The 24895-nt window shown below is 67.2% G+C and carries 22 protein-coding genes; 9 read left to right on the plus strand and 13 right to left on the minus strand.

The genetic code is table 11. From position 1 onward, the window contains the following. Positions 1-25 precede the first annotated feature (25 nt). Complete coding sequence (gene ptrR, locus ACTJJX_RS06340) at positions 26-898, plus strand: putrescine utilization regulator PtrR (RefSeq protein WP_003082949.1); 873 nt, start codon at positions 26-28, stop codon at positions 896-898. A 154-nt stretch (positions 899-1052) separates the two neighbouring features. Beyond that, positions 1053-1187: a PA1414 family protein gene (locus tag ACTJJX_RS06345; RefSeq protein ID WP_003087006.1), complete on the plus strand. Its 135-nt coding sequence runs from the start codon at positions 1053-1055 to the stop codon at positions 1185-1187. 59 nt (positions 1188-1246) lie between these two features. Here the strand turns inward: ACTJJX_RS06345 and ACTJJX_RS06350 are convergent, their stop codons facing one another. The 7 genes from ACTJJX_RS06350 to speB all read right to left on the minus strand — a co-directional run bounded on the left by ACTJJX_RS06350 (position 1247) and on the right by speB (position 9501). Further along, positions 1247-1975 (minus strand): MBL fold metallo-hydrolase, encoded by a 729-nt coding sequence (locus ACTJJX_RS06350; RefSeq protein ID WP_003118669.1) that lies wholly within the window; start codon positions 1973-1975, stop codon positions 1247-1249. Positions 1976-2019: 44 nt separating this feature from the next. Next, a complete protein-coding gene (locus ACTJJX_RS06355; RefSeq protein ID WP_016851838.1) occupies positions 2020-3402 on the minus strand; it encodes an FAD-binding oxidoreductase in 1383 nt (460 codons plus the stop codon). A gap of 13 nt (positions 3403-3415) precedes the next feature. After that, positions 3416-5017 (minus strand): 5-guanidino-2-oxopentanoate decarboxylase, encoded by a 1602-nt coding sequence (locus ACTJJX_RS06360; RefSeq protein WP_003122953.1) that lies wholly within the window; start codon positions 5015-5017, stop codon positions 3416-3418. A gap of 75 nt (positions 5018-5092) precedes the next feature. Next, the gene (locus ACTJJX_RS06365) at positions 5093-6484 is read right to left on the minus strand and encodes a sodium:solute symporter (RefSeq protein WP_003100479.1); all 1392 of its coding nucleotides are present in this window, start codon (positions 6482-6484) and stop codon (positions 5093-5095) included. A gap of 93 nt (positions 6485-6577) precedes the next feature. Continuing rightward, positions 6578-8089 (minus strand): purine-cytosine permease family protein, encoded by a 1512-nt coding sequence (locus tag ACTJJX_RS06370; RefSeq protein WP_016851837.1) that lies wholly within the window; start codon positions 8087-8089, stop codon positions 6578-6580. An 18-nt stretch (positions 8090-8107) separates the two neighbouring features. Then, the gene (locus ACTJJX_RS06375) at positions 8108-8527 is read right to left on the minus strand and encodes a YybH family protein (protein ID WP_003112430.1); all 420 of its coding nucleotides are present in this window, start codon (positions 8525-8527) and stop codon (positions 8108-8110) included. A gap of 14 nt (positions 8528-8541) precedes the next feature. Continuing rightward, positions 8542-9501 (minus strand): agmatinase, encoded by a 960-nt coding sequence (gene speB, locus ACTJJX_RS06380; RefSeq protein WP_003082966.1) that lies wholly within the window; start codon positions 9499-9501, stop codon positions 8542-8544. A gap of 206 nt (positions 9502-9707) precedes the next feature. Between speB and ACTJJX_RS06385 the strand changes: the two genes are divergently transcribed. Continuing rightward, on the plus strand, positions 9708-10601 hold the full coding sequence (locus ACTJJX_RS06385) for a LysR family transcriptional regulator (protein WP_003082969.1): 894 nt from the start codon (positions 9708-9710) through the stop codon (positions 10599-10601). Between the two features lie 3 nt (positions 10602-10604). Here the strand turns inward: ACTJJX_RS06385 and bdlA are convergent, their stop codons facing one another. Continuing rightward, positions 10605-11858 (minus strand): biofilm dispersion protein BdlA, encoded by a 1254-nt coding sequence (gene bdlA, locus ACTJJX_RS06390; protein ID WP_003082971.1) that lies wholly within the window; start codon positions 11856-11858, stop codon positions 10605-10607. 295 nt (positions 11859-12153) lie between these two features. Here bdlA and ACTJJX_RS06395 point away from each other — a divergent pair, with 295 nt between their 5' ends. Beyond that, positions 12154-12765, plus strand: a complete 612-nt coding sequence (locus ACTJJX_RS06395) for a tRNA-uridine aminocarboxypropyltransferase (RefSeq protein ID WP_003082973.1) — start codon at positions 12154-12156, stop codon at positions 12763-12765. Here the strand turns inward: ACTJJX_RS06395 and ACTJJX_RS06400 are convergent. Further along, a complete protein-coding gene (locus ACTJJX_RS06400; protein ID WP_016253637.1) occupies positions 12723-13058 on the minus strand; it encodes a hypothetical protein in 336 nt (111 codons plus the stop codon). The two genes, ACTJJX_RS06395 and ACTJJX_RS06400, sit on opposite strands and share 43 nt — an antisense overlap. Before the next feature lie 196 nt (positions 13059-13254). On the opposite strand from ACTJJX_RS06400, the gene ACTJJX_RS06405 reads away from it, so the two are divergent. Further along, entirely contained in the window at positions 13255-14871 is a 1617-nt protein-coding gene (locus ACTJJX_RS06405; RefSeq protein WP_073662566.1) for an ATP-binding cassette domain-containing protein, read from the plus strand. Here the strand turns inward: ACTJJX_RS06405 and ACTJJX_RS06410 are convergent. Next, complete coding sequence (locus ACTJJX_RS06410; RefSeq protein ID WP_016851835.1) at positions 14837-16426, minus strand: hypothetical protein; 1590 nt, start codon at positions 16424-16426, stop codon at positions 14837-14839. The genes ACTJJX_RS06405 and ACTJJX_RS06410 overlap by 35 nt on opposite strands. 259 nt (positions 16427-16685) lie before the next feature. Here ACTJJX_RS06410 and ACTJJX_RS06415 point away from each other — a divergent pair, with 259 nt between their 5' ends. From ACTJJX_RS06415 to lasR, 3 genes are all read left to right on the plus strand, one after another. Beyond that, entirely contained in the window at positions 16686-17117 is a 432-nt protein-coding gene (locus tag ACTJJX_RS06415) for an acetyltransferase (protein WP_003082981.1), read from the plus strand. A gap of 144 nt (positions 17118-17261) precedes the next feature. Then, positions 17262-19970, plus strand: coding sequence for a cation-transporting P-type ATPase (locus ACTJJX_RS06420; protein ID WP_003116553.1), 2709 nt, complete (start codon positions 17262-17264; stop codon positions 19968-19970). A gap of 450 nt (positions 19971-20420) precedes the next feature. Further along, on the plus strand, positions 20421-21140 hold the full coding sequence (gene lasR / locus ACTJJX_RS06425) for a transcriptional regulator LasR (protein ID WP_003082999.1): 720 nt from the start codon (positions 20421-20423) through the stop codon (positions 21138-21140). Here the strand turns inward: lasR and rsaL are convergent. Beyond that, the gene (gene rsaL / locus ACTJJX_RS06430) at positions 21130-21372 is read right to left on the minus strand and encodes a quorum-sensing transcriptional regulator RsaL (protein ID WP_003083010.1); all 243 of its coding nucleotides are present in this window, start codon (positions 21370-21372) and stop codon (positions 21130-21132) included. The genes lasR and rsaL overlap by 11 nt on opposite strands. 131 nt (positions 21373-21503) lie before the next feature. On the opposite strand from rsaL, the gene lasI reads away from it, so the two are divergent. Beyond that, the gene (lasI, locus tag ACTJJX_RS06435) at positions 21504-22109 is read left to right on the plus strand and encodes an acyl-homoserine-lactone synthase LasI (protein ID WP_003083017.1); all 606 of its coding nucleotides are present in this window, start codon (positions 21504-21506) and stop codon (positions 22107-22109) included. A 106-nt stretch (positions 22110-22215) separates the two neighbouring features. Here lasI and lapD read toward each other — a convergent pair whose 3' ends face one another. Together lapD and lapG are read right to left on the minus strand one after the other, a co-directional pair. Beyond that, positions 22216-24168, minus strand: coding sequence for a cyclic di-GMP receptor LapD (lapD, locus tag ACTJJX_RS06440; protein WP_003122949.1), 1953 nt, complete (start codon positions 24166-24168; stop codon positions 22216-22218). Beyond that, a complete protein-coding gene (gene lapG / locus ACTJJX_RS06445) occupies positions 24169-24882 on the minus strand; it encodes a cysteine protease LapG (RefSeq protein ID WP_003083022.1) in 714 nt (237 codons plus the stop codon). It lies immediately after the preceding gene. Between the last annotated feature and the right edge of the window lie 13 nt (positions 24883-24895).

Below are 24895 nucleotides of genomic sequence, written 5' to 3' on the forward strand. Positions count from 1 at the left end.
CTTGTTCTGTTTTGGAGAATTAACCGTGGAGTTCGGCCAGTTGAGGATCTTCCAGGCGGTCGCCGAGGAAGGCTCCATCGCCCGCGCCGCCGAGCGCCTGCACCGGGTGCCGTCGAACCTGTCGACGCGCCTGCGGCAACTGGAGGAACAGCTTGGCGTCGACCTGTTCCTCCGCGAACGCCAGCGCCTGCAACTGTCGCCGGCCGGCAAGGTCCTGCTGGACTACGCCGCGCGGCTGTTCGCCCTGCAGGAGGAGGCGCGCGCGGCGGTGCAGGGGGGCGAACCGGTGGGCGACTTCGCCCTCGGCTCGATGTACAGCACCGCGGCGATCCACCTGCCGCCGCGCCTGGCGGAATACCACCGGCGCTATCCGGCGGTGAACCTGCAATTGCAGACCGCGCCCAGCGGCGAGCTGGTCGAGTCGCTGCTGGGCGGGCGCCTGGATGCCGTGCTGGTGGACGGCCCGCTGGACTTCGACGGTCTGGAGGGCCTGCCGATGTTCGAGGAGCGCATGGTGCTGGTCACCGAGAATGGCCACCCGCCGGTGCGCGGTCCCGAGGACGTGGCCGGCAGCGCGGTGATCGCCTTCCGCCCGCGCTGCTCCTATCGCCTGCTGCTGGAGTCCTGGTTCGCCAGCGCGCGAGTGAGCATGGGCCGGGTGATGGAGATCGAGTCCTACCACAGCATGCTGGCCTGCGTGGTGGCCGGCGGCGGGGTGGCGCTGATGCCGGTGTCGATGCTGCAAAGCCTGCCGGGGCGGGAGTCGGTGGCGGTGCATGCGCTGGCCGAACCGTTCGCCCGGGCGAATACCTGGCTGGTCTGGCGCAAGGGCATGGTCGGCGCCAACCTGAAGGCCTGGATCGGTCTCCTGCAAGGGCGGGAATCGGCGTTGGCTTGATTCAGGTCAGGGTCCGGGGCCGGTTTCCCGCAGTAAAGTTGTTTCCAAGGACGGAGTGGAACGTGCGGAGAGTGGGACGCCGGTCTACTCTTTCCTAGGGCGACCTGACTTGTCAGGTCGCCCGATTCTCCTTCCCTTGGACAAGGGGCCTGTCATGAAACTCTGGCTGCAAAACCTGGCGTGGCAACTCGGTGTCGCCCTTGGCCTGATCGAGCCCCCGCGCATGCAACCCATCCCGGTGGAAAACGACGAGCAACGCCGGCGCCTCGCCGCGCGGCAACGTCGCTGAGCCGGTTCCCCGACGCTCTGGCCTCCGCCTGCGGCGCTGGCCAGAGTCCCGGTTTTGGTCTATCGATCGTGGTTCCTGAACCAGGCGACGATCATTTCCCTCAAACGCTCCCCGGAAAAGCTCGCGAAATGCCCGCCATGCACGGTGCGCACCGGTAGCTCGCGCAGGCGCGCGAGGCTGGAGGCATAGTCGTCGAGGTTGGAATGATAGGCGTCCTCGACCAGCGGACCGTCGTAGACGATGTCGCCGGAAAACAGCGTCTGTGTCGCCGCTTCCCACAGGCTGATGCCGCCCGGCGAGTGCCCGGGCGTGTGCAGCACCTGCAGCACGCGGTCGCCGAGATCGAGCACGTCGCCTTCGTCGATCAGTCGGGTCGCCGGCGCTGCTCGCACCCGGTATTCGGCGTAGCACAGCGGGCACTCCGGATGCGCCTCGAACATCTCGTCGCCAACATAGGCGCGCGCCAGGGTGTTGTCGCCGTCCGGCGCGGCGAGGATCTCCGCCTCGGCCGGATGCGCCAGGCGCTCGGCGAATTCGTGGTGGCCGGCGATATGGTCGAAGTGGGTGTGGCTGGCCACCGCCAGCAGCGGTCGTTCGGTGAGCCAGGGCAGTTGCTCGCGCAGGCTGACCAGACCGGAGCCGCTGTCCACCAGCACGTCGCGCTCGCGGCCCTGGACATGCCACATGTTGCAGCGATAGAAGGGGCGCACGTAGGGCTCGTGGATCAGGCTGATACCGTTGTAGAAGTGCCGGGTTTCGAACCAGCGGTCGCGGCTGACGATTCTCATCGCGGTCTCTGTCGGTGGAAAGGCTATCCCAGAAGGATAGGCGTTCAGGGTATGACCTTGCCCGGGTTGAACAGTCCGTTGGGGTCGAGCAGTTCCTTGATCTGCGCCATCAGCGCGAGCTTCAGCGGATCGGCGTAGCGTCCCAGGGCTTCCTTCTTCTCCAGGCCGATGCCGTGCTCGGCGGAGATCACGCCAGCGCATTCGCCCAACTCGCCGTAGAGGATTTCCTCCACCGCCTGGTGCAGCGGCAGCAGCGGGACGTCGGCGGCGAGCATGACGTGCAGGTTGCCGTCGAGGAAATGGCCGAAGAGGAAGACCTGCATGCCCTTCACCAGGTCGTCCAGGCGCCGCCGGATGCGCTTGACGTAGCCGGCCAGGGCCGGCACCGGCAGCGATACGTCGAAGGACAGGCTGTCGACGCCGGCGTGGATGGCCGCGTCGGAGTCTTCGCGCAGGCGCCAGATGGCCAGGCGCTGGGTTTCGTTGGCGGCGAGCAGGGCGTCTTCCACCAGCCCGTCCTCGAAGCAGTCTTCCAGCAGGGCGGTGAGCGCCTCGCCGGCATCCAGGTGGCGGTCCTCGGCCAGCTCCACCAGCAGGTAGAGAGGGCAGGGCGCCAGGCTCGGCGCGCTGTCGCCCATGGGGGCGGCGGTGCATTGCAGGTAGTCGTGCCAGAGGATCTCGCAGGCGAACAGGCGTTCGGCGTGCTCGCGGCGCAGGCGCGCGGCGATGGTGATCGCCGCGTCGACGTCGGGCAGGCCGAGCAGGGCGGTGGCGCCGGGACGCTGCAACGGCTCCAGGCGCAGTACCGCACGGGTGACGATGCCGAGGGTGCCTTCGGCGCCGACGAACAACTGCTTGAGGTCGTAGCCGGTGGTGTTCTTCAGCAGCCCGCGCAGGTCGCTGTAGACGCTGCCGTCGGCGAGTACCGCTTCCAGGCCGAGCACGCGCTGGCGCATGGTGCCGAAGCGGAAGGCGCGGATGCCGCCGGCGTTGGTCGCGACCAGCCCGCCGATGCTGGCGCTGCCGCGCGCGGCGAGATCGATGCCGGGGTCGAGTCCGGCATCGGCGGCCAGCGCCTGGGCCTGTTCGAGGGTGACGCCGGCGTCGAGGTCGAGGGTCTGGCTGGCCGCATCCAGCCGATGTATGCGGTTCAGCCTGCGCAGCGAGAGCAGCACGTCGCCGGCTTGCGCGGCGCCGCCGCCGACCAGGCCGGTGAGTCCGCCCTGGGGTACCAGGGCGCGTCCCGCCTGGCGGCACAGACGCACCACGGCGGCGACCTGGTCGGTGCTTTCCGGCAGGACCAGGAAGCTTCCGGCGAGGTTCTGCGGATGGTAGCCGGGGTCCTGCCCGGCGAGCGCGGCACTGTCGCGCACGCCACGGGCGCCGAGGATCTCGCAGAGGGAGCGGTAGAGTTCGGAATCGTCCATGGCGGGCTCCGGGTCAGGGATGGAAGGGCGCGGCTTGCAGCACCTCGACGATCAGCGGACGGTCCGCCGGGGCGCCGCGCAGCAGTTCGCGCAGGTGCTCGAGATCGCGCGCGCGTTCGGCGGCGCAGCCGAAGCCGCGGGCGATGGCGAGGAAGTCCGGGGTGTAGATATCGACCCCGAGCGGAGTGATCTCGCGCCGCTCCATGTAGCGCTTGATCTCGCCATAGCCGTGGTTGTTCCACAGCAGCACGACGATGCCGACCTTGGCTTCCACCGCGCTGGCCAGTTCCGGCAGGGTGAACTGCAGGCCGCCATCGCCCATCAGGCTGACCACCGGGCGTCCCGGCTCACCGAGCTTGGCGCCGATGGCGGCGGGCAGGCCATAGCCGAGGGTGCCGTAGCCGGTGGAGGCGTTGAACCAGCGGCGCGGCTCGTCGAGATCGACCAGGTGGTTGCCGCTGTAGACGGTCTGGGTCGAGTCGCCGACGAAGCGGGCGTCCGGCCACTCGGCGAGGATCGCGGCGAACAGCTGGCGATAGTGCGACCAGCCGGCGAAGTCTTCGGCCAGGCGCTGGCGCACGGCGGCGGCGCGCCGGGCCCCGGGGCTGTCCGGCGAGGCCTCGCCGCCCGGCAGTTCGGCCAGCAGCACGCGCATGGCCAGCCGGGCGTCGCTGTGGATGGCCAGGCTCGGCGTGTAGTTGCGCATCAGTTGCTGCGGGTCGATGTCGATGCGGATCAACTCGCCATCGAGGGCGAAGCCGCCGTCGAACACCACGTCGTAGTCGGTTTCGCCCAGCTCGGTGCCGATGGCCAGCACCACGTCGGCCTCGGCGGCCAGCTCGCGTACCGGCACGCAGGACTGGTTGCTGCCCAGCAGCAGCGGGTGGTCGGCCGGTAGCAGGCCCTTGGCGTTGATCGTCAGGGCGGTCGGCGCGTCCAGCGCGGCGGCCAGGGCACGCGCTTCGGCGGCGGCCTCGACGCAGCCGCCGCCGAGCAGCAGCAGTGGCTTCTTCGCGTTGCGCAGGCGCGCTGCGGCCTCGCGCAAGGGCGCGAGGGCCGGCGCCGGGCGGCTGGCGACGGTGCGTGGGCGCAGGGCCAGGTGTTCGGCGGGAGCGGTGATGACGTCGAGCGGCAGCTCGATGTGCACCGGCCGCGGCCGCTCGCTGTCGAACACGGCGAAGGCGCGGGCGAGCACCGCCGGCAGCTCCTCGGCGCTCATCAGGGTATGGCTGAAGGCGCAGACGTTGCCTACCAGGTTGCGCTGGTTCGGCAGCTCGTGCAGGTAGCCGTTGCCGTGGGCCAGGCGCGCGCGTTCGTTGACGCTGGAGATCACCAGCATCGGAATCGAGTCGGCGTAGGCCTGGGCCATGGCGGTGAGGATGTTGGTCATCCCCGGGCCGGTGATGATGAAGCACACGCCGGGCTTGCCGGTGACCCGTGCGTAGCCGTCCGCCATGAAGCCGGCGCCCTGCTCGTGGCGCGGGGTGACATGGCGGATACGGCTGCCGGGCAGGCCGCGATAGAGCTCTACGGTATGCACGCCGGGGATGCCGAAGACGGTCTCGACGCCCCAGGCTTCGAGTTGCTTGACGAGGAATTCGCCGCAGGTGGTCATGGCCGTTCCTTTTTCATGTTCTCGGGAATGGAAAAGGCGAGGGAAAGTCCCTCGCCTGTCGGGGTTGTGCCTGGTTCAGGCGGCGCTGGCGACACCCGTCGGGCGCCGCGAGAACAGGCTGACCAGGACGAAGCTGAGCAGGCCGACCGCCAGGCTGTAGTAGATCGGCGTATTGGCGTCGAGGCCGTCCTTGATCATGAACACCAGCACGGTAAGGAAGCCCAGGGTCATGCTGGTGATGGCGCCGGCGGTGGTGGCGCGCTTCCAGTAGATCGCGCCGATCAGCGGGATCAGCATGCCGCCTACCAGCAGGTTGTAGGCCACGGTCAGGGCGCTGATCACGTCGCTGACCACCAGGGCGATGCCGAGCACTACCAGGCCCAGCAGCAGGGTCGCGATGCGGTTCTCGTGCACGTCGCCGTTGTCGGACTGGCCGCGGCCGCGGCGCAGGCGCGGCAGCAGGTCCTGGGTGACGGTGGTGGACGCCGCCAGCAGGCCGGCGCTGGCGGTGGACATCAGCGCCGCCAGGGCGGCGGCGATGACCAGGCCGCGGATGCCGTTCGGCAGGCTGTGCTCGACCACACTGGCGAAGGCGTTGTTGACGTTCTCCAGGTCCGGCAGCAGGACCTTGGCGGCCATCCCGATCAGCGCCCCGGCCATGCCGTAGAGCACGCAGTAGATACCGGCGGCGGAGCCGGCGACCTTGGCCACGGTCTCGCTGCGGGCGGTGAACACCCGCTGCCAGATGTCCTGGCCGATGAAGATGCCGAAGAAGTAGATCAGGAAGTAGGTGACGATGGTGTCCCAGCCGATCGCGGTGAAGTCGAAGTAGCTGGCCGGCAGCTTGGCTACCAGGGCGTCCCAGCCGCCGGCGTCGTTGATCGACAGCGGCATCAGCAGGAACACCAGGCCGACGGTCATGATCAGGAACTGCACGATGTCGGTCAGGGTCAGCGACCACATGCCGCCGATGGTGGAGTAGAGCACCACGACGCCGCCGCCGATCAGGATCGAGACCCAGAACGGCAGGCCGAACAGGACCTGCATGACGGTGCCGATGGCGATGGTCGAGGTGGCACCGATCATCAGTGCGTAGACCAGCATGATCAGGGCGCTGGCGTGGCGCGCGGCGGGGTTGTAGCGACGCTCCAGGACCTGGGTGACGGTGTAGATCTTCAGCTTCAGCAGCGGCTTGGCCAGGAACAGGCTGAGGCCGACGATGCCGAGGCCGATCGCGCCGCACAGCCAGAAGCCGGAGATGCCATGGACGTAGCCCAGGCGCACGGTGCCGATGGTGGAGGCGCCGCCGAGGACGGTGGCGGCCATGGTTCCCAGGTAGAAGCCGGGGCCGAGGTTGCGGCCGGCCACCAGGTAGTCGTCGCGGGTCTTGGCGCGGCGCATGCCGTACCAGCCCAGCGCGATCATGCCCGCGGCGTAGATCAGAACGACGAATATGTCGAGGGCCATATCAGGTCTCCCAAGTTTCTCATTGTCATTGTTGTATCCGGCGAGGCGCCGGAAGCGCGGGACGCTGGCGTCCCGCCGTGTGTGTACCCCACCTCAGGCGGTGGCTATCGCCGGTGCCCTCCGCGTGCCGTGCGCGCGCACCCAGCGCGGTCCTCGCGGGCCATAGACGCAAGGCGGTTCCGGGAACAGGCGCAGCAGTGCCAGGTAGAGCAGGGCGGCCAGGCTGAGGGCGACCGGCAGGCTGAGGTCGATGCCGCCGGCCAGTTCGCCGAGCGGACCGACGAATTGCCCCGGCAGGTTGACGAAGGCCAGGCCGGCTGCCGCGCTGGGAATCCAGGCACCCATTCCGCGCCAGTTCCAGCCGTGCTCGAACCAGTAGGCGCCGCCGCGCTGGCCGCGGGTGAACACCTGCAGGTCGTCCGGGCGGTAGAAGCCGCGACGGGTCAGCAGGCCGATCAGCATGATCACCATCCACGGGGTGGTGCAGGTGACGATCAGCACGGCGAAGGTAGAGACGCTCTGCACCAGGTTGAAGGCGAAGCGGCCGACGAAGATGAAGCCGATCGAGGCGACCCCGATCAGCACCGTGGCCTGCACCCGCGAGAGCAGGCGCGGGAACACGCTGGACATGTCCAGCCCGGTGCCGTACAGCGAAGTGGTGCCGGTGGACATGCCGCCGATCACCGCGATCAGGCATACCGGCAGGAAGAACCAGCCGGGAGCGATGGCCAGCAGGCCGCCGACGTAGTTGTTGGCAGCGATGTAGTCCGGCGCGCGGACGGCGACGATGGTCGCGGTGGCGAGGCCGAACAGGAAGGGAACCAGGGTCGCCAGCTGCGCGCCGATCACCGCCAGCATGATCCGTGCCTGCGAGGTCTGGCGCGGGATGTAGCGGGCCCAGTCGCCCAGGAAGGCGCCGAAGGAGATCGGGTTACTCATGGCCAGCAGGGTGGCGCCGATGAAGGCGGCCCAGAAGCCCGGCTGGCCGAGTTGCACGCTGCCGGCGTAGGCGGCGTCGAAGGGGCCGGCGAAGGCGAACAGGCCGAGCAGGAACAGCAGGCTGGCGGCCCACACGGCGATCCTGTTGACCAGCAGCATGAAGCGGAAGCCGTAGATGCATACGGTCAGCACCAGCACGGCGAACAGGCCGTAGGCCAGGCCCAGGTTCAGTTCGCTCTCTTCCAGGCCGACCAGGCGCCGGGCGCCGCCGACCAGGGCATCGCCGGAACTCCACACCGAGAGCGAGAAGAAGGCGATGGCGGTCAGCAGTGAGAGGAAGGAGCCGACGATGCGCCCGTGCACGCCGAAGTGCGCGCCGGAGGAGACCGCGTTGTTGGTGCCGTTGAGCGGGCCGAACAGGCCCATCGGGGCGAGGATCAGCGCGCCCAGCGTGACGCCCAGCAGGATCGCCCACAGCCCGGCCTGGAAGGACAGCCCGAAGAGCACCGGAAAGCTGCCGAGCACGGCGGTGGCGAAGGTATTGGCGCCGCCGAAGATCATGCGGAACAGATCGACCGGCGTGGCGTTGCGTTCGTGGTCGGGAATCTGTTCGACCCCGAAGGTTTCGATGCGTGTGATTGCGTGTTGGTTATTGTTGTTATCCATGACGTTCTCCCGGGAGAGCTAGCTAGTCGATGGCAGGTACTCCGGCATCGCCGACAAGTGCTCATGGCAGGCCAGCCAACGGCCTTCTTGTTGTTCTAGGCGGAACAGGATGGTTTCCCGTTCCCGGTTCAGGCTTTCCGTTCCCTGGAGGCGCAGCCGGGTGGCGACATCGTGGCTGAAGATCGCCAGGTCGCCTTGCAGGCTGACGCAGGTATTGCTGGATTCGCACGCCAGCACTTCGAAGCCGTCCTCGCGTCGCCAGCGCTCCCACAACTTGCGGTAGGCCGCGCGCGAGCGCAGCGGCTGAGGCCAGTTGTGGAAGATGAAGCTGGCGTCCTCGCTGAAGGCGGCGAAATAGGCCTCGGCATCGTTGCGGGCGAAGGCCGCCACCAGTCGGCGGGCGGCCTCCAGCACCTGTTCGACGCGGTCGTCGGTCATGGTCGCGCTACGGCTCAGCGACGCACCACGCCCGGGAGGACGCAGAGCATTTCATAGAGCAGGTTGGCGCCCAGCAACGAAGTGTTGCCGGTGGTGTCGTAGGGCGGCGAGACTTCGACCAGGTCGCAGCCGATCAGGTCCAGGCCCTGGCAGCCGCGGATGATTTCCATCGCCTGGATGGTGGTCAGGCCGCCGATTTCCGGGGTGCCGGTGCCGGGCGCCCAGGCCGGGTCGATGCCGTCGATGTCGAAGCTCAGGTAGACGGGGCCGCCGCCGACCTTCTCGCGGACCTCGGCCATCAGCGGCTCCAGCGACTTGTGCCAGCACTCCTCGGCCTGCACCACGCGGAAGCCCTGCTTGCGGCTCCAGTTGAAGTCCTCGGCGGTGTAGCCCTGGGCGCGCAGGCCGATCTGCACAACACGGTCGCAATCCAGCAGGTCTTCTTCCACCGCGCGGCGGAAGGTGGTGCCGTGGGCGATCTTCTCGCCGAACATGTGGTCGTTGACGTCGGCGTGGGCGTCGACGTGGACCAGGCCGACCTTGCCGTGCTTCTTCTTGATCGCGCGGAGGATCGGCAGGGTGATGGTGTGGTCGCCGCCGAGGGTCAGCGGGAGGATGCCGTGACCGAGGATGCGGTCGTATTCCTGCTCGATGATGCGCACGGCTTCCAGCAGGTTGAAGGTGTTGATCGCGACGTCGCCGATGTCCGCCACGTTCAGCGAGTCGAAGGGGGCGGCGCCGGTAGCCATGTTGTAGGGACGGATCATCACCGATTCGGCGCGGATCTCGCGGGGGCCGAAGCGGGTACCGGAGCGCAGGGAGGTGCCGATGTCGAGGGGCACGCCGACGAAGGCGGCATCAAGGGCGTCGAGTTCGGCGGGGGACTGGACATGGGGCAGGCGCATCATGGTGGCGATGCCGCCGAAGCGGGGCATTTCATTGCCGCCCAGGGGCTGGTGGAGATTCTTGTCCACGGGGTGGCCTCACGGTCGTTGTGGTTGTTTTAGGGGTCGGACGGATTCTCTTCACAGCCGGTAGCGAGTCAAATCGCTGGCTACAAATAATCAGTTCAGAGATTTCTAAACTAACGGCGAAGCGGCTAGACTTCGCCGCCGAGCCCGGACGGCGGCCTTTGCCTCGGCCTGCTGTCCGAAATCCTCGCCCGCAAACCGGAGTCGCCGTGTCCAACGCCTTGCCCGACCTGCGCCTGTTGCGCATCTTCGCCGCGGTGGTGCGCCACCAGGGCTTCGCCGCCGCCCAGCAGGAGTTGAACCTGTCGACCTCGGCGATCAGCACCTACATGAGCCAACTGGAGAACCAGCTCGGCATCGTGCTCTGCCACCGTGGCCGCGGTGGCTTCAGCCTGACCAGCAAGGGCGAGCTGTTCCACCAGGAAACCTTGCGCATCCTCGGCGAACTGGAAGGCTTCGAACGCTACGCTCTGGCGTTGAAGGGCGAGCTGCGCGGCACCCTGAACCTCGGCGTGCTCGATTCCACGGTGAGCGACCCGGCGCTGCCGCTGGCCGAGGTGATCGGCGCCTTCAGCCGCGAACACCCGGCGGTTCACCTGCACCTGCTGGTGCAGAGCCCCTACGAACTGCAACTGAGCGTGCTGGAGAACCGCCAGGACCTGGCTATCGGCGCCTTTTCCAGTCGCATGAACGGACTGGTCTACCAGCCGCTGTACCGCGAACAGCACTGGCTGTACTGCAGCGACCGGCATCCGCTGTTCGACGGGCGGAGAATTCCCGCCGATCTGATCACCCAGCAACGCATGGTCGGCCGCGGCTACTGGAGCCAGGCCGAGCTGGCCCGGCACGGATTCAAGCACAGCGCGGGAACGGTGGAGAGCATGGAGGCGCAACTGATCCTGATCCTTTCCGGCGGCTACATCGGTTACCTGCCGGAGCACTACGCCCACCCGTGGGTCGAGCAGGGGCGCCTGCGCGCCCTGCTGCCGGCGACCTTCGGCTACCAGGCGCCATTCTCCCTGATCCTCCGTCGCGGCCGCTCGCGCGAGCCGCTGATCCAGGCCTTCCGCGACCAGTTGCGGACGCAGATGAGCCTGGCCTGAGCCCTAGAGATCGGCGTTGAGGGTGCGCGAGAACTGCTGCACCGCTTCTACCACCTTGTGCGTGCTCTCGCGGATGCCAAGGATCGCCGCGCCGGCCTCGTTGGCCAGCTCCACGCCGCGCCGCGCCTGTTCCTGGCTGTGCTGCATGTCGTCGATGACGCTGCGGGTGCCGGTCTGGATGCGACCGATCATGTCGGCGATCTCCTTGGTCGACTTGCTGGTGCGTTCCGCCAGTTGCCGCACCTCGTCGGCCACCACGGCGAAGCCGCGACCCTGGTCGCCGGCGCGGGCGGCCTCGATGGCGGCATTGAGGGCGAGCAGGTTGGTCTGCTCGGCGATCTCGCGGATGGTGTTGACGATCGAGGTGATCTGTTGCGAGTGCTGTGACAGTTCGCCGATGTTCAGCGAGGAAGCATCCAGGGTATTCGCGATCTTGAGCATTTCCTCCACCGCGCTCTGGATGATCAGCGCGCCGTGTTCGGCGACCGTGCGGGTCTCGGTGGACAGGGTATGGGCCTGGTGGGCGTTGTCCGCCTCGGCCTGGTAGCGGCGCATGCGGTCGCTGACATCGCTGGCGAACTTGACCACCTTGTAGAGCTTGCCGTCGGCGTCGTAGACCGGGTTGTAGCTGGCTTCCAGCCAGACCGGCTGGCCGTTGCGGTGGACCCGGCGGAACTGCCCGGTAACGTACTCGCCGCGGTTCAGGCGGCGCCAGAGGTCGGCGTACTGCGGGCCGTCGCGGTAGCCCGGTTCGCAGAACTGACGGTGGTTGGCGCTGGCCAGCTCGGCTCGGCCATAGCCCATGGTGGCGAGGAAGTTGTCGTTGGCCGCGAGGACATTGCCGTCGAGGTCGAACTCGATCATCGCCATCGAGCGGGACAGGGCATCCAGCTTGCTCTGCATCTCGTGTTCCTGGTGGACGATGGCATCGATGTCGCTGGCGTACTTGACCACCTTGAGCAGTCGACCCTGCCCGTCGCGTACGGGGTTGTAGGTGGCTTCCAGCCAGAGTGGCCGGCCCTCGCGGGTAATGCGCTTGCAGCGGCCGGAAAAGTGTTCGCCGCGCCGCAGGCGTTCCCAGAAGCGCCGGTAGTCTTCCGATTGCGCGTAGGCGCCGTCGCAAAGCTGGCGATGCGGTTTGCCGAGGATCTCGTCGCGGCGGTAGCCCAGCAGGGTCAGGAAATTCTCATTGGCATCGGTGATATTGCCGTCCGGATCGAACTCCACGCGCGCCATGGAGCGGTCCAGGGCCGCCATGTGCAGGCGCTCGGCGGCGAGTTGCTGTTGCAAGTCGGCGTTCATCTGTCGGTACTTGCGAGTGAACATGAGAAAAATCCTTGGATAGAGAGAGGGGCTCATCCCTGTCTTCGGCGCCGATGGGCGGGAGTTGAGAGGGTGGGACGATTGTATTTTTTCATCGAACGACAAAAATTCGTCGCTATTCTTAATGGGTGAAACAAATTACCGCCATTCGTCGGAAATATGACGTTTTTGCGAGTGAGAGGAAGCCCCTCCGCCTGTGGCACACTGGGCCCCTTCCAGGAGTCGTCCCATGCCACGTATCCGCTGCGAGCGTTGCGCTCGCCCCGCCAGCCATTGCCTCTGCGCGCTGATTCCCTCCTTGCCGTCGCGTACGCGGGTGCTGGTCCTGCAGCACCCCAGCGAGGTCGGGCACGCGTTGAATACCGCAGGATTGGCCGTCCTCGGCTTGTGCAATGCGGAGCTGCGGGTTGGCGAGCGTTTCGCCGAGGAGACCTGGCGGGTACCGGGCTACCGGGCCTGCCTGCTGTTTCCCGGCGAGCAGGCGCGTGCGCTGGCAGAGATGGCCGCCGAGGCCGCCGGCGAGCCCCTCCTGCTGGTGGTGCCGGACGGCACCTGGCGCAAGGCGCGCAAGCTCCTGCACCTGAACCCGGCCCTGGCGGCCCTGCCGCGGGTGAGCCTGGCCGAAGGCATGGCGTCGCGTTATCGCCTGCGCAAGGCGCCGGGAGAGGGCGCGCTGTCGACCATCGAAGCAATCGCTGCGGCGCTCGACGAACTGGAGGCGCCGCGTACCCACGAAGCCTTGCTGAAACCCTTCGATGCCCTGATCGAGGGGCAGATCGCGGCGATGGGCGAGGACACCTATCGGCGCAACCATCTCAGCCAGGAGCGCCGCCGCCGATAGCGGTCGAGCAGTTCCGGGATTGCCGTTTCGCGCCAGAACTCCGGGCTGACCATGCCGCTGGACATGCCGCCGTGGGCGTGGCGCGCGAGGTAGATCAAGGCATCGTATTCCAGCGGATGGCCGCTGAGGCGCTCGAAGGTCTCGCCGAGCAGGTGTTCCAGGGCCGCTGCGGAAGCCGGCCAGGACGCGTCCGCCAGTTGCCCGGCCATTTCCTGCCAGAGGTAGGGGTCGCCACGGCCGCCCCAGCGCGAGGGTTCCTGTTCGAAGAGTTCGGCGATGCGCAGTCTGGCCATGTCGGTCGGTCGTGTCTGTCGGAAACGAAAAGTATGCCCGATTGGCAGGGCCGCATGGGCGGAGTAGACTGCCGCGGTCTTTCCTTCCGTACGAGGTGTTCGTCCGATGCGCAATTGATGCTGCCGTGTCTGCACGGCCGGTTTTCCGTCCCTGGCCCGAGGGCCCGGGGGAATGCATGGCATCAAGGGGGTATCCATGACGAATACGTCGACCCTGACGCTCGATGGCGTCTCTTTCCAGCTGCCGGACGGCAGCCTTCTGTTTTCCGATCTCGACGAAACCTTCGACACCCGGCACACCGGGCTGGTGGGACGCAACGGCGTCGGCAAGTCGCTGCTCGCGCGCCTGCTCGCCGGACACTTGCAGCCGTCCAGCGGCAGCGTCCGGCGCCAGGGGCGCGTGCGCTACCTGGCGCAGCAGCTCGAACCGGCCGACTACCCGACCGTCGCCGATCTGGCCGGCGTCCGCCCATGGCTGGAGGCGCTGGCGCGGATCGAGGCGGGTAGCCTCGACGCCGCCGACTACGAATGCCTGGGCGAGCGCTGGGACATCCGCCAACGCCTGGCCGACGCCCTGGCCGCCGAGGGGCTCGGCCATCTCCGCGCGGACACCCCGAGCGAACGCCTGAGCGGCGGCGAATGCATGCGCGTAGCGCTGCTCGGCGCATTCCTCGACGACGCCGACTTTCTCATCCTCGACGAACCGAGCAACCCTCTCGACGGGCCGGCACGCGCTTTGCTGCGGGCGCGCCTGGCGGCATGGGACGGCGGCCTGCTGCTGGTCAGCCATGACCGCGAACTGCTGGAGGGCATGCAGCGGATCGTCGAGCTGTCGACCCTCGGCCTGCGCAGCTATGGCGGCGGCTATTCCTTCTACGCGCAGAGCCGGGAGGAGGCGCGCGAGGCCGCCGAACGTCGCCTGGACCAGCGTCGTCTGGAGCGCAAGCGGCAGACCCTGGCCATGCGCGAACAGCAGCAGCGCCAGGAGCGGCGCCAGGCCAGCGGCCGGCGCGAAGGCAAGACGGCGAACCAGGCGAAGATCCTGCTCGGTGGGTTCAGGGAACGTAGCGAGGTCAGCGCCGGCAAGCTGCGCAACGCCCACCAGGCGGAGCGCGAGCGTCTCGACCGCGAGGTGCGCGAGGCTGCCCGGGAGGTCGAGGAGGCGTCGCCGCTGCTGCTCGATTCGCCCGATGCCGAACTGGCGGCACAGCGCCGGATCGTCGAGTTGAAGGGCGCGGTCCTGCCGCATTTGCGCGGGCCGTTGCGCGAAATCGACCTGCTCCTGAGCGGTCCGCGACGGCTGGCACTGGTCGGCCCGAACTGCAGCGGCAAGTCGACCCTGCTGCGGCTGCTGGCCGGGCAACGGGCGCCGCTGGCGGGGACCTGCGCGGTGACGGTGGGCGCCGCCTATCTCGACCAGCGGCTGAGCGTGCTGGACCACGGGCGAGGCGTGCTGGAGCAGTTGCTGGAGGTCAATCGCAGTCGCGGCGAAAGCTGGCTGCGCACGCGCCTGGCGCAACTCGGCTTGCCGGCTGAACGGCTCGCCCAGCCGTGCGCGACGCTGAGCGGCGGCGAACGCCTGAAGGCGGCCCTGGCCCTGGTGCTCTACGCCGACCGGCCGGCGCAGCTGCTACTGCTCGACGAACCGGACAACCACCTCGACCTGGCTGCGCGCCAGGCCCTGGAAAGCATGCTCGGGCAGTACCGTGGGGCCTTGCTGGTGGTGTCCCACGACCCGGTGTTTCTCCGGCGACTGGCGCTGGATGGCGAACTGCGGGCTACTGCCGCGGGTTGGCGCCTGGAGGACCGATGAGCTGGCCATCCGCCGCGACCTGCAGGAGGCTGACTCCGCCGTGGCTGAAACCGATGGCGAGGAGTTTGTCGCTGACTGCCAGGCACAGCGGTATGGCGTCTGCCGTGCGGTAGCGCCAGCGACATTCGCCGCTGGCGAGGTCGCGTACCTCGACCTGACCATCGACCAGCGCCAGTGCGATCCATTGTCCGCCGGGCAACGGCGCGAAGGCGCTGACCTGGGCGGACAGGGTCGCGCCCCAGAGCGTGCCGCGGCTCTCCAGGTCGTAGCAGGTCAGGCGCTGGGTACCGTAGGCGTGATGCGGCGAGTTGTAGACCTTGGCGTTGAGCAGCAGGCGATTGCCCAGCAGGCAGCCGTGCAGGTTGTTGAAGTGCTCCGGGTGGCGCTCCAGGCGTAGCACTTCGCGGGTCTTGAAGGTCTGCGGGTCGAGGCGGAACAGGCCCTTGTCCTGGTGCTGCTCCGGCGGATTGCCGGCCAGGTAGAAGAAGGCTTCGCCACGGTCGATGCGCAGATGGTGGTTGAACAGGTCGTAGTGTCCGAGACGGCGCCTGTGGATGATCCGGCCGGCCGGGTCGAGCACGAGGTCTTCCAGGTCTTTGCCCTCGAGGGCGGTCTGGCGGGCGAGAAAACCGCCTTGGGCGGATTGCGCCAGCAGATGGCGGCAGTCGCTCAGGAGCAGCGGTTGTCCCGGTGTCAGCGGCACCTTGAACAGTCGCTGGGCGGCATACCCGAGTTGCAGATTGACCAGCAGGCTGTCGTCCGTGGCGTTATGGAAGACCTGCAGGCACTGGCCCCGTTCGGCCAGTTCGAAGCTGCGCAGGCTGTCGTCGGCCAGATTCCAGAGCTCGAGCCGGGGGTTGGCGCGGGCGATGGCCAGGCGTTGGCCGTCGAGAAAGCACAGGTCCCACACCGGTGGACGATGCAGGAACCGCCGATCTTTGCCCAGGGCGAGGTTTTCCAGGATCGGCAGCGCTGCTTCGCGTTGTGTCGAGGCAGGGTAGAGGGCCCAGTCGAAGGGCAGGCGGGTGCCGGGCAGGTCGTCCAGCACCAGTGGGGCGTCGACCGGAAAGGCTAGCGAATGGCGCTGGCGGAACAACGGTCGGTCCTCCAGGTCGTCGCTGGGGGCGACGGTGAAGGTCAGGCGCCGGCCGTCGTCCTCGAAGTCGCAGGCGAGCACTTCGCGGTTGTCGGCGAGCAGCGATTGGGTCTTGCCGCTCGCGTAGTCCCAGGCCAGCAGACCGCCTTCGAAGAAGGCGCCGCCGTCGTAGCGTCCGCCGCCGATCACCAGTACGGGCCGGCTCGGGTGCCAGGCGATGGCGTTGAGCGGAAAGCCCAGGTCCGGCAGGACGGCGATGCATTCGAGGTCGCCGCCGCGGTACAGGCGCAGGCTCTGTTCGTAGACGTCGAGCTGTCGGCCCGGGTGTTGCCCATGAAAGGCGCTGGCCACCGCAAGGAGCGCGCCGCCGGGAGCCTGGAACACGGCGTAGGGCTCGCCGATGTCGGCGAAGGCGCAAGCGGGCAGCCTGCGGCCGGAAGGAAGCGGGGAGTTGGGCATGGGCGATACCGGGAAAAAGAGTCGGGCGCAGTGTCGTTCATTCGTCGTTTCGGGAAAAGCATGGGAAGAGCGGCTGTTCCGACCGGTCGTTTTCTTCTAGGATGGCGCTCCCTTCCTCCCTCGCCGCCGCCGCTGTGCACCGTCCATGCGTTGATTCGCGCCACGGGCATCCAGGCGACGAACCTCAGCGTGGCGCCCGGCCTGGCGGTCGCGGCTGCCTTTCGTTCTACCTGGAATCTTTCGGATAAAGGAATCCAGCATGCACATTCGCAAGCGCGTCGACGCCGACAACACGGCATTGGTCGACCTGTGGGAACGTTCCGTCCGCGCGACCCACGACTTTCTCAGTGAAGCGGACATCGTCGAGCTTTACCCACAGGTCCGCGACCTGTACCTGCCGGCCGTCGAGGTCTGGGTGCTGGTCGACGACGACGGCGTGGCCCAGGGCTTCATCGGCCTGAACCAGGCGCATGTCGAGATGCTCTTCGTCGAACCCGGGCTGCGCGGCCGGGGTATCGGCCGACGCCTGCTCGATCATGCGCGGGCGACCTGGCCGCGCCTGAGCGTCGATGTCAACGAGCAGAACCCGCAGGCCTGCGGCTTCTATCGACACTATGGGTTCCGCCAGACCGGCCGCTCCGCGACCGACTCGGCGGGGCGGCCGTTCCCGCTGCTGCACATGAGCCTGTAGGAGGACGCGGCNGCCGCGCAACATCCGGAAAAGTTTTCCCCGGCCAGATGCTTTCAACTGCAAGCATCCGTTTGAGACAGGTCAAACGTTGCGGCGCAGGCCTGCCCGATAGTTCTGTTCATCAGAACGAGGCGCAGGAATCCCATGAACGGCATCCCACCCCTGTCTTCCCGCGACGCCCATGCCAGCCCGCCGCAACGGGTGCTGGAACGATTGCACAGCTCCGCCGCCGGCCTGGACGCGGACGAAGCCGCCCGCCGCCTGGCGGCGCACGGCTACAACCGATTGCCCGCGCCGAAACGCCAGGGGCCGCTGCTGCGCTTGCTGCGGCAGTTCCACAACGTCCTGCTGTACATGATGCTGTTCGCCTCGCTGGTCACCGCGCTGCTCGGCTTCTGGGTGGACAGTGCGGTAATCCTCCTGGCGGTGGTGGTCAACGCGCTGATCGGTTTCGTCCAGGAGGGCAAGGCGGCCAACGCGCTGGACGCCATCCGCGACATGCTTTCGCTGCATGCCCTGGTCCTGCGCGACGGCCAGCGCCAGGCGCTGGACGCCGAACGCCTGGTACCGGGCGACGTGGTGCTGCTGGCCTCCGGCGACCGGGTGCCGGCCGACCTGCGGCTGTTCGAAACGAAGAACTTCCATGTCGACGAGTCGGCCCTGACCGGCGAGTCGGTGCCGGTGGAGAAGGGCTGCGTCGCGGTGGCCATCGACGCGCTGCTCGGCGACCGCCGTTGCATGGCCTATTCCGGCACCCTGGTGACCAGCGGCCAGGCGCGCGGAGTGGTGGTCGCCACCGCCGGGGATACCGAACTGGGCCGGATCGGTACGCTGTTGCGCGAAGTCCGCACCCTGGCCACTCCGCTGCTGCGACAGATCGCCAGCTTCAGTCGCTGGCTGGCCCTGGCGATCCTGCTGCTGGCCGGCGCCACTTTCGTCCTCGGCACCCTCTGGCAGGGCCAGCCGATGGTGGACATGTTCATGCTGGTGGTGGCGCTGACCGCCTCGGCGATTCCCGAGGGACTGCCGGCGATCATGACGGTGATCCTCGCCCTCGGCGTACAGCGCATGGCCCGGCGCAACGCCATCGTCAGCCGCCTGCCGGCGGTGGAGACGCTGGGTTCGGTGACGGTGATCTGCTCGGACAAGACCGGCACCCTGACCCGCAACGAGATGACCGTGCAGCGTATCGTCACCGCCGACCAGGTAATCGAGGTCAGCGGCGCCGGTTACGCCCCGCTGGGTGGTTTCAGCCACAACGGCGAAGGCCTCGATCCCGCCGGACGCGACGATCTGCAGGAGATCGGTCGCGCGGCGCTGTTGTGCAACGAGGCGCGCCTGCACCAGGAGGGCGAGGCATGGCAACTGGAGGGCGACCCCACCGAAGGCGCGCTGCTCAGCCTCGGCCTCAAGCTGGGCCTCGATCCGCAGGCGCTGGCGGCGGAACGGCCACGCAGCGATGCGATTCCGTTCGAGTCCGAGCATCGCTTCATGGCCACCCTGCACCACGACCACGCAGGCCAGGCGATGGTCTACCTGAAGGGCGCGCCGGAGCGCATCCTCGACATGTGCGAGGCTGAACGGGTGGGCGACTCGGTGCGGCCGCTGGACCCGGACTACTGGCGGCGCCTGGCCACCGACACCGCCGCTCGCGGCCTGCGCCTGCTGGCCATCGCCCGACGGGCGATGCCGGCGGAGCAGCGCACGCTGGATTTCGCCGACGTGGAACATGGCTTCACCCTGCTGGCCCTGGTGGGCATCATCGACCCTCCGCGCGAGGAAGCCGTGGCCGCGGTCGCCGAATGCCAGGCGGCGGGTATCGCGGTGAAGATGATCACCGGCGACCACGTCGACACCGCGCGGGCGATCGGCGCCATGCTCGGGATCGGCATCGACCGGCCGGCGCTGACCGGCGCGGAGATCGAGTTGCTCGACGACCAGCGCCTGCGCGAAGTGCTGCCGGGCGTCGATGTGTTCGCCCGCGCCAGCCCTGAGCACAAGCTGCGCCTGGTGCAGGCCCTGCAGGCCAGCGGCGAGGTGGTGGCGATGACCGGCGACGGGGTCAACGATGCGCCGGCGCTGAAGCGCGCCGACGTCGGCGTAGCGATGGGCAACAAGGGCACCGAGGCGGCCAAGGAGGCGGCCGAGGTGGTCCTCGCCGACGACAATTTCGCCACCATCGCCAATGCCGTGCGCGAGGGAAGGGCGGTCTACGACAACCTGAAGAAATTCATCCTCTTCATGCTGCCGACCAACGGTGGCGAGGCGCTGATCGTGATCGCCGCGATCCTGTTCCAGTTGACCCTGCCGATGACGCCGGCGCAGATCCTCTGGATCAACATGGTCACCTCCAGCACCCTGGGCCTGGCGCTGGCCTTCGATCCGGCCGAGCGCGGCCTGATGCAGCGTCCGCCGCGTCCGCCGGCGGAGCCCCTGTTGTCGCTGTTCTTCGTCTGGCGGGTGCTGCTGGTCTCGCTGCTGATGATGGCGGGCGCCCTGGGCCTGTTCCTCTGGGAGCTGGAGCATGGCACCGGGCTGGAGAGCGCGCGGACCATGGCGGTGAACAGCGTGGTGGTGTGCGAGATGTTCTACCTGCTCAATAGCCGGCATATCTACGATTCGGTGCTCAGCCGCGAGGGCCTGTTCGGCAACCGCCAGGTCTTGCTGGCGATCGCCGCCTGCGTGGTGCTGCAACTGCTCTATACCTACGCGCCGCCGTTGCAGGCGCTGTTCGGCTCGGTCGGCCTGGCCCCGGGCGAGTGGGCGCGGGTGCTGCTGGCCGGGCTCGGCCTGTTCTGCGTCGCCGAACTGGAAAAGTGGCTATGTCGCCGGGTCCGTGCCCGGCAGGCCTGACGCCGCGAGGTCGCCCCCTTGGCCGCGGCGCTGTGCCTTTGCGCGTGCGCCGCGCACAGACGTCTGCGCCTCGGATCGCCCGGCCGAGAGCGGTCGCACGCGTGGCGATGGGCCGACAGTGAACCCGGGGACCAGGTGTGACTGGGTATTCAGTTCGCATAAAATGTGATCTAGATCACATTTAAACGTTTGCTTACCCTCTAGGACGGGTATCGTACTAGGTGCATCAAACGCTGCGGTCTATTGTTAAGTGGGACTGAAATGTGCCTTTCCGGCACAACGCCAACTCTATAGAGTGGGCTGACTGGACATCTTCAGGGGTCGTCGGGCACGGGCGCATGCGCCTCGGCAGGAAGCCGGGATTCTCGGACTGCCGTACAACGTGCCGGATATCGGGTGCCGAATCCATATTTGGCTGATTGGTTAATAGTTTAAGAAGAACGTAGCGCTATGGCCTTGGTTGACGGTTTTCTTGAGCTGGAACGCTCAAGTGGAAAATTGGAGTGGAGCGCCATCCTGCAGAAGATGGCGAGCGACCTTGGATTCTCGAAGATCCTGTTCGGCCTGTTGCCTAAGGACAGCCAGGACTACGAGAACGCCTTCATCGTCGGCAACTACCCGGCCGCCTGGCGCGAGCATTACGACCGGGCTGGCTACGCGCGGGTCGACCCGACGGTCAGTCACTGTACCCAGAGCGTACTGCCGATTTTCTGGGAACCGTCCATCTACCAGACGCGAAAGCAGCACGAGTTCTTCGAGGAAGCCTCGGCCGCCGGCCTGGTGTATGGGCTGACCATGCCGCTGCATGGTGCTCGCGGCGAACTCGGCGCGCTGAGCCTCAGCGTGGAAGCGGAAAACCGGGCCGAGGCCAACCGTTTCATGGAGTCGGTCCTGCCGACCCTGTGGATGCTCAAGGACTACGCACTGCAGAGCGGTGCCGGACTGGCCTTCGAACATCCGGTCAGCAAACCGGTGGTTCTGACCAGCCGGGAGAAGGAAGTGTTGCAGTGGTGCGCCATCGGCAAGACCAGTTGGGAGATATCGGTTATCTGCAACTGCTCGGAAGCCAATGTGAACTTCCATATGGGAAATATTCGGCGGAAGTTCGGTGTGACCTCCCGCCGCGTAGCGGCCATTATGGCCGTTAATTTGGGTCTTATTACTCTCTGATCTTGCCTCTCAGGTCGGCGAGCTGGCGATCGGTAATTTGCCCTTCTATATAGAAATGCAAAAGCAGATATATAGGGAAGGGCAGGTTCTCGCCATTCTCGAAACGACTGCCGCAGGATTGGCTTATCCCGAAGCGGCTCCAGAAAGTTTCCTGGCTTTCCCGTCGGGCGGTGCGGGTGGCCTTTGCCCGGAAGGCCATGTTTTGGGGCTGTGTTCTCTCGTGTGAAGCCATTGCTCTGATCTTTTCGGACGTTTCTTCGAGCCTAGCAAGGGTCCGGGTTCACCGAAATCTATCTCATTTGCTAGTTATAAAATTATGAAATTTGCATAAATTCTTCAGCTTCCTATTTGGAGGAAGTGAAGATGATCGTACAAATTGGTCGGCGCGAAGAGTTCGATAAAAAACTGCTGGGCGAGATGCACAAGTTGCGTGCTCAAGTGTTCAAGGAGCGCAAAGGCTGGGACGTTAGTGTCATCGACGAGATGGAAATCGATGGTTATGACGCACTCAGTCCTTATTACATGTTGATCCAGGAAGATACTCCTGAAGCCCAGGTTTTCGGTTGCTGGCGAATTCTCGATACCACTGGCCCCTACATGCTGAAGAACACCTTCCCGGAGCTTCTCCACGGCAAGGAAGCGCCTTGCTCGCCGCACATCTGGGAACTCAGCCGTTTCGCCATCAACTCTGGACAGAAAGGCTCGCTGGGCTTTTCCGACTGTACGCTGGAGGCGATGCGCGCGCTGGCCCGCTACAGCCTGCAGAACGACATCCAGACGCTGGTGACGGTAACCACCGTAGGCGTGGAGAAGATGATGATCCGTGCCGGCCTGGACGTATCGCGCTTCGGTCCGCACCTGAAGATCGGCATCGAGCGCGCGGTGGCCTTGCGCATCGAACTCAATGCCAAGACCCAGATCGCGCTTTACGGGGGAGTGCTGGTGGAACAGCGACTGGCGGTTTCATGACGGGGACCTGTCGGCTCGCGCCGGCGCGTTCTCTGTCGGAGAGGGAGCGCCTGGCGTCGATGCCGAATCCGCTGTAAAGCGAGTCCGACCCGCTCCGGACTCGCTATCAGGCATCCCCGGACCAGGGCGCCGGGCTGCCGAACAGGCGTCCCATGGCGCCACGCAAACCCATTTCCCGCAGTACTTCGAGTTCACCGAGGGTTTCCACCTGTTCCGCGATCAACGGTAGATCGATGCTGTGGGTGGTGCGATAGACCGCTTCGATGAACAACCGCTTGTCGCCTTCCCGGTCGACGGCGTGCAGGTAGCAGCCGTCCAGCTTGAGGTAGGCCAGCCCCAGATGGGTAAGGTTGCCGATCAGGCTGAAGCGGCCGCCGAAATGCTGCAGGCCGAGACCGCAGCCCAGTTCGCGCAGGACCTGGCTGAGGCGTTCCAGTTCGGCCGCGGCTGGCAGGTGCCGCTCGTCCAGTTCCAGGGTCAGCTGGCGCGCCTCCTGCGGATGCGCCTTGAGCAGGGCCAGTAGCGGGGCAAACGTCTGCGCATTGCGGACACTGGCGGCCGACAGGCTCAGCGCCAGCGGCCGTGGATGGCGCCGCAGGTGCTCCAGGCTCTGTTCGAGCATCGCCAGGTCCAGGCGCGCGGCCCAGCCGAAACGTTCTATCCAGGGCAGGAAGCGCCCGGCGGCGATGGCCGTGGCCTGCGGGTCGAGCAGACGCGCGAGGACCTTGTGGTGGAGGACGCGCTGGGTGTCCAGGCAGTCCACCACCGGCTGGAAATAGAGCAGCAGGCGGCGCTCCGTCAGGGCCTGGTCGATCCAGTCGTGCCAGTCCTGGCTATCGTTGAGCGCCGCGAGCGCGGTGCCGTCCTGGCTCGCCCAGGGCTGGGCGGGCTGGCTTTCGGCCTGGGCCAGGGCCTGGTCGGCACGGGCCAGGAGATCCGCGGGCGAGTCGCCTTCGGCGAACGCGCTGATACCGAGATAGGCGACCGGCGTGAGATCGCTGGCACCGGTGCGAGCAAGGTTCTCCAGGCCTTCGCAGAGTTCCTCGGCCAGGCGTTCGGCCTGCTCGCGGGAGCAACCGGGAGCCAGCACGGCGAACTCGCCGCCGCGGCTGCGGGCCAGCAGCCAGTCGGTGCGCCCTTGCTGGCCGCAGGAGTCGACCAGCAAGCGGGCGACCGCCTGGATCAATTCATCCGTGCGTTGCCCGCCGAGACGCTGGTTGAGCCCGTTCAGGTCGTTCAGGCGCAGCAGCAGGAGCTGCCCGGCATGCTCGTGCTCGCCGGCACCCAGCTGTTCGTTGAGGCGGGCGTCGAACAGGCGCCGGTTGGGCAGGCCGGTGAGACTGTCCTGGTAGGCCTGGGCGCGTAGCTTGTCGCTACGCGCGGCCTCCTCGGCGAACAGCGTGCGAAGTTTCTCCACCATCTGGTTCATCGCCTGCACCACGCGGCGCAGCTCCGGCGTGCGCGGCAGCCTGGGCAGGCTGAGGAATTCCCGCCGGCTGATGGCATGGGCCTGGCGCACCATCTGGTCGAGCGGGCGCAGTTGGCGGCGCAGCAGCCAGCCGCCAAGCAGCAGGCTCGCCGCGCCGCAGGCCAGCAACCAGTAGAGGCTGCCCAGGGCGCTGTCCCACAGGCGCGCCAGGGCGAATTGCGGATGGCTGACCACCTCGACCCGCGCCGCCTGTTCCCAGCCGCGCATGATCAGCGCGTCGCCACCCTGGGGCTGGAGATCCACCAGGCGTTCGAACCAGCCGGGCACCGTACGCTCGGCATGCGCCTGCACGCGCTCGACCAGCGGCTTGCCGCTCTTGATGTCGATCACCCGGATGCTGGCGAAGTAGCCGCTGTCGAAGATCGAGCTGACCATCAGTTGCACCATCGCCGGGTCGTCCACGTGTGGCGTCAGGGACAGGCCGAGGGCGGTGGCGGCGTCCTGGGCGTGGGAGCGCAACTGGCCGCGCAACTGCTCGCGGGAGTTCTCCACGCTGCTGACGAAGCTGCCGCTGAAGGCGACGACGAGGAACAGGCAGATGGCGAGGAACAATTGCTTGAGCAGTGACATTCAATCCTCCTTGGGTGCGTCGAGGTCGAGGCCTTCGGCGCGCATCTTGGTCAGCAGGTCCTGCCAGCGCGACAGCTTCTTGCTGTCGCCGGTCCGGCGTCCGCCGTCGGCGCCGGGCAGCCAGAGGCCCTCGGCATTGAAGGCGTACACCGGCAACAGGTCGTCACGTTGCGAAGCGGGGCGGATCTCGCCGATCAGGTTGTCCAGCACCAGTGGGTCGGCGCCCGGGCTGGCGTACCAGGTCAGCACCATGTGCGCCTGGTTCAGGCGCAGGGCCTTGACGTAGGTGATGCGCAGCTTGTCGCTGGCGACGCCGAGGCGACGCAGGGTCACGTACTTGGCGATGGCGTAGTCCTCGCAGTCGGCGGCGCCCTTGACCAGCGCCTCGACCGGAGTCGCCCAATAGTCTTCCTGTTGCCAGATCTCGATGTCGTCGGTGAAACGCAGCGACCGGTTGAAGAAGTCGTTGACCGCGCGCAGCTTGGCCGCTTCGTCGAGCGTGCCGCCCTGTTCGAGCAGGCGGCCCCAGTCGCCCAGGCGTGATTTCGCCGCGCCCAGCTCGCCGTAGCGCTGCTCGGCACGGCTCAGTATCGACTCCAGGTCCCACTGCGCCAGCGCCGCGCCGACTGCCAGCAGCAATGTCGCCGCCAGCGACAGCAGCCAGGGGGCGTAGGCCCTGGGGCAGGGCCGGCGGGCGCCGGGGGTTGGGGACATCGAGCGGGCTCCG

Source organism: Pseudomonas sp. 22490, from assembly GCF_052044465.1.
GTDB lineage: Bacteria > Pseudomonadota > Gammaproteobacteria > Pseudomonadales > Pseudomonadaceae > Pseudomonas > Pseudomonas aeruginosa.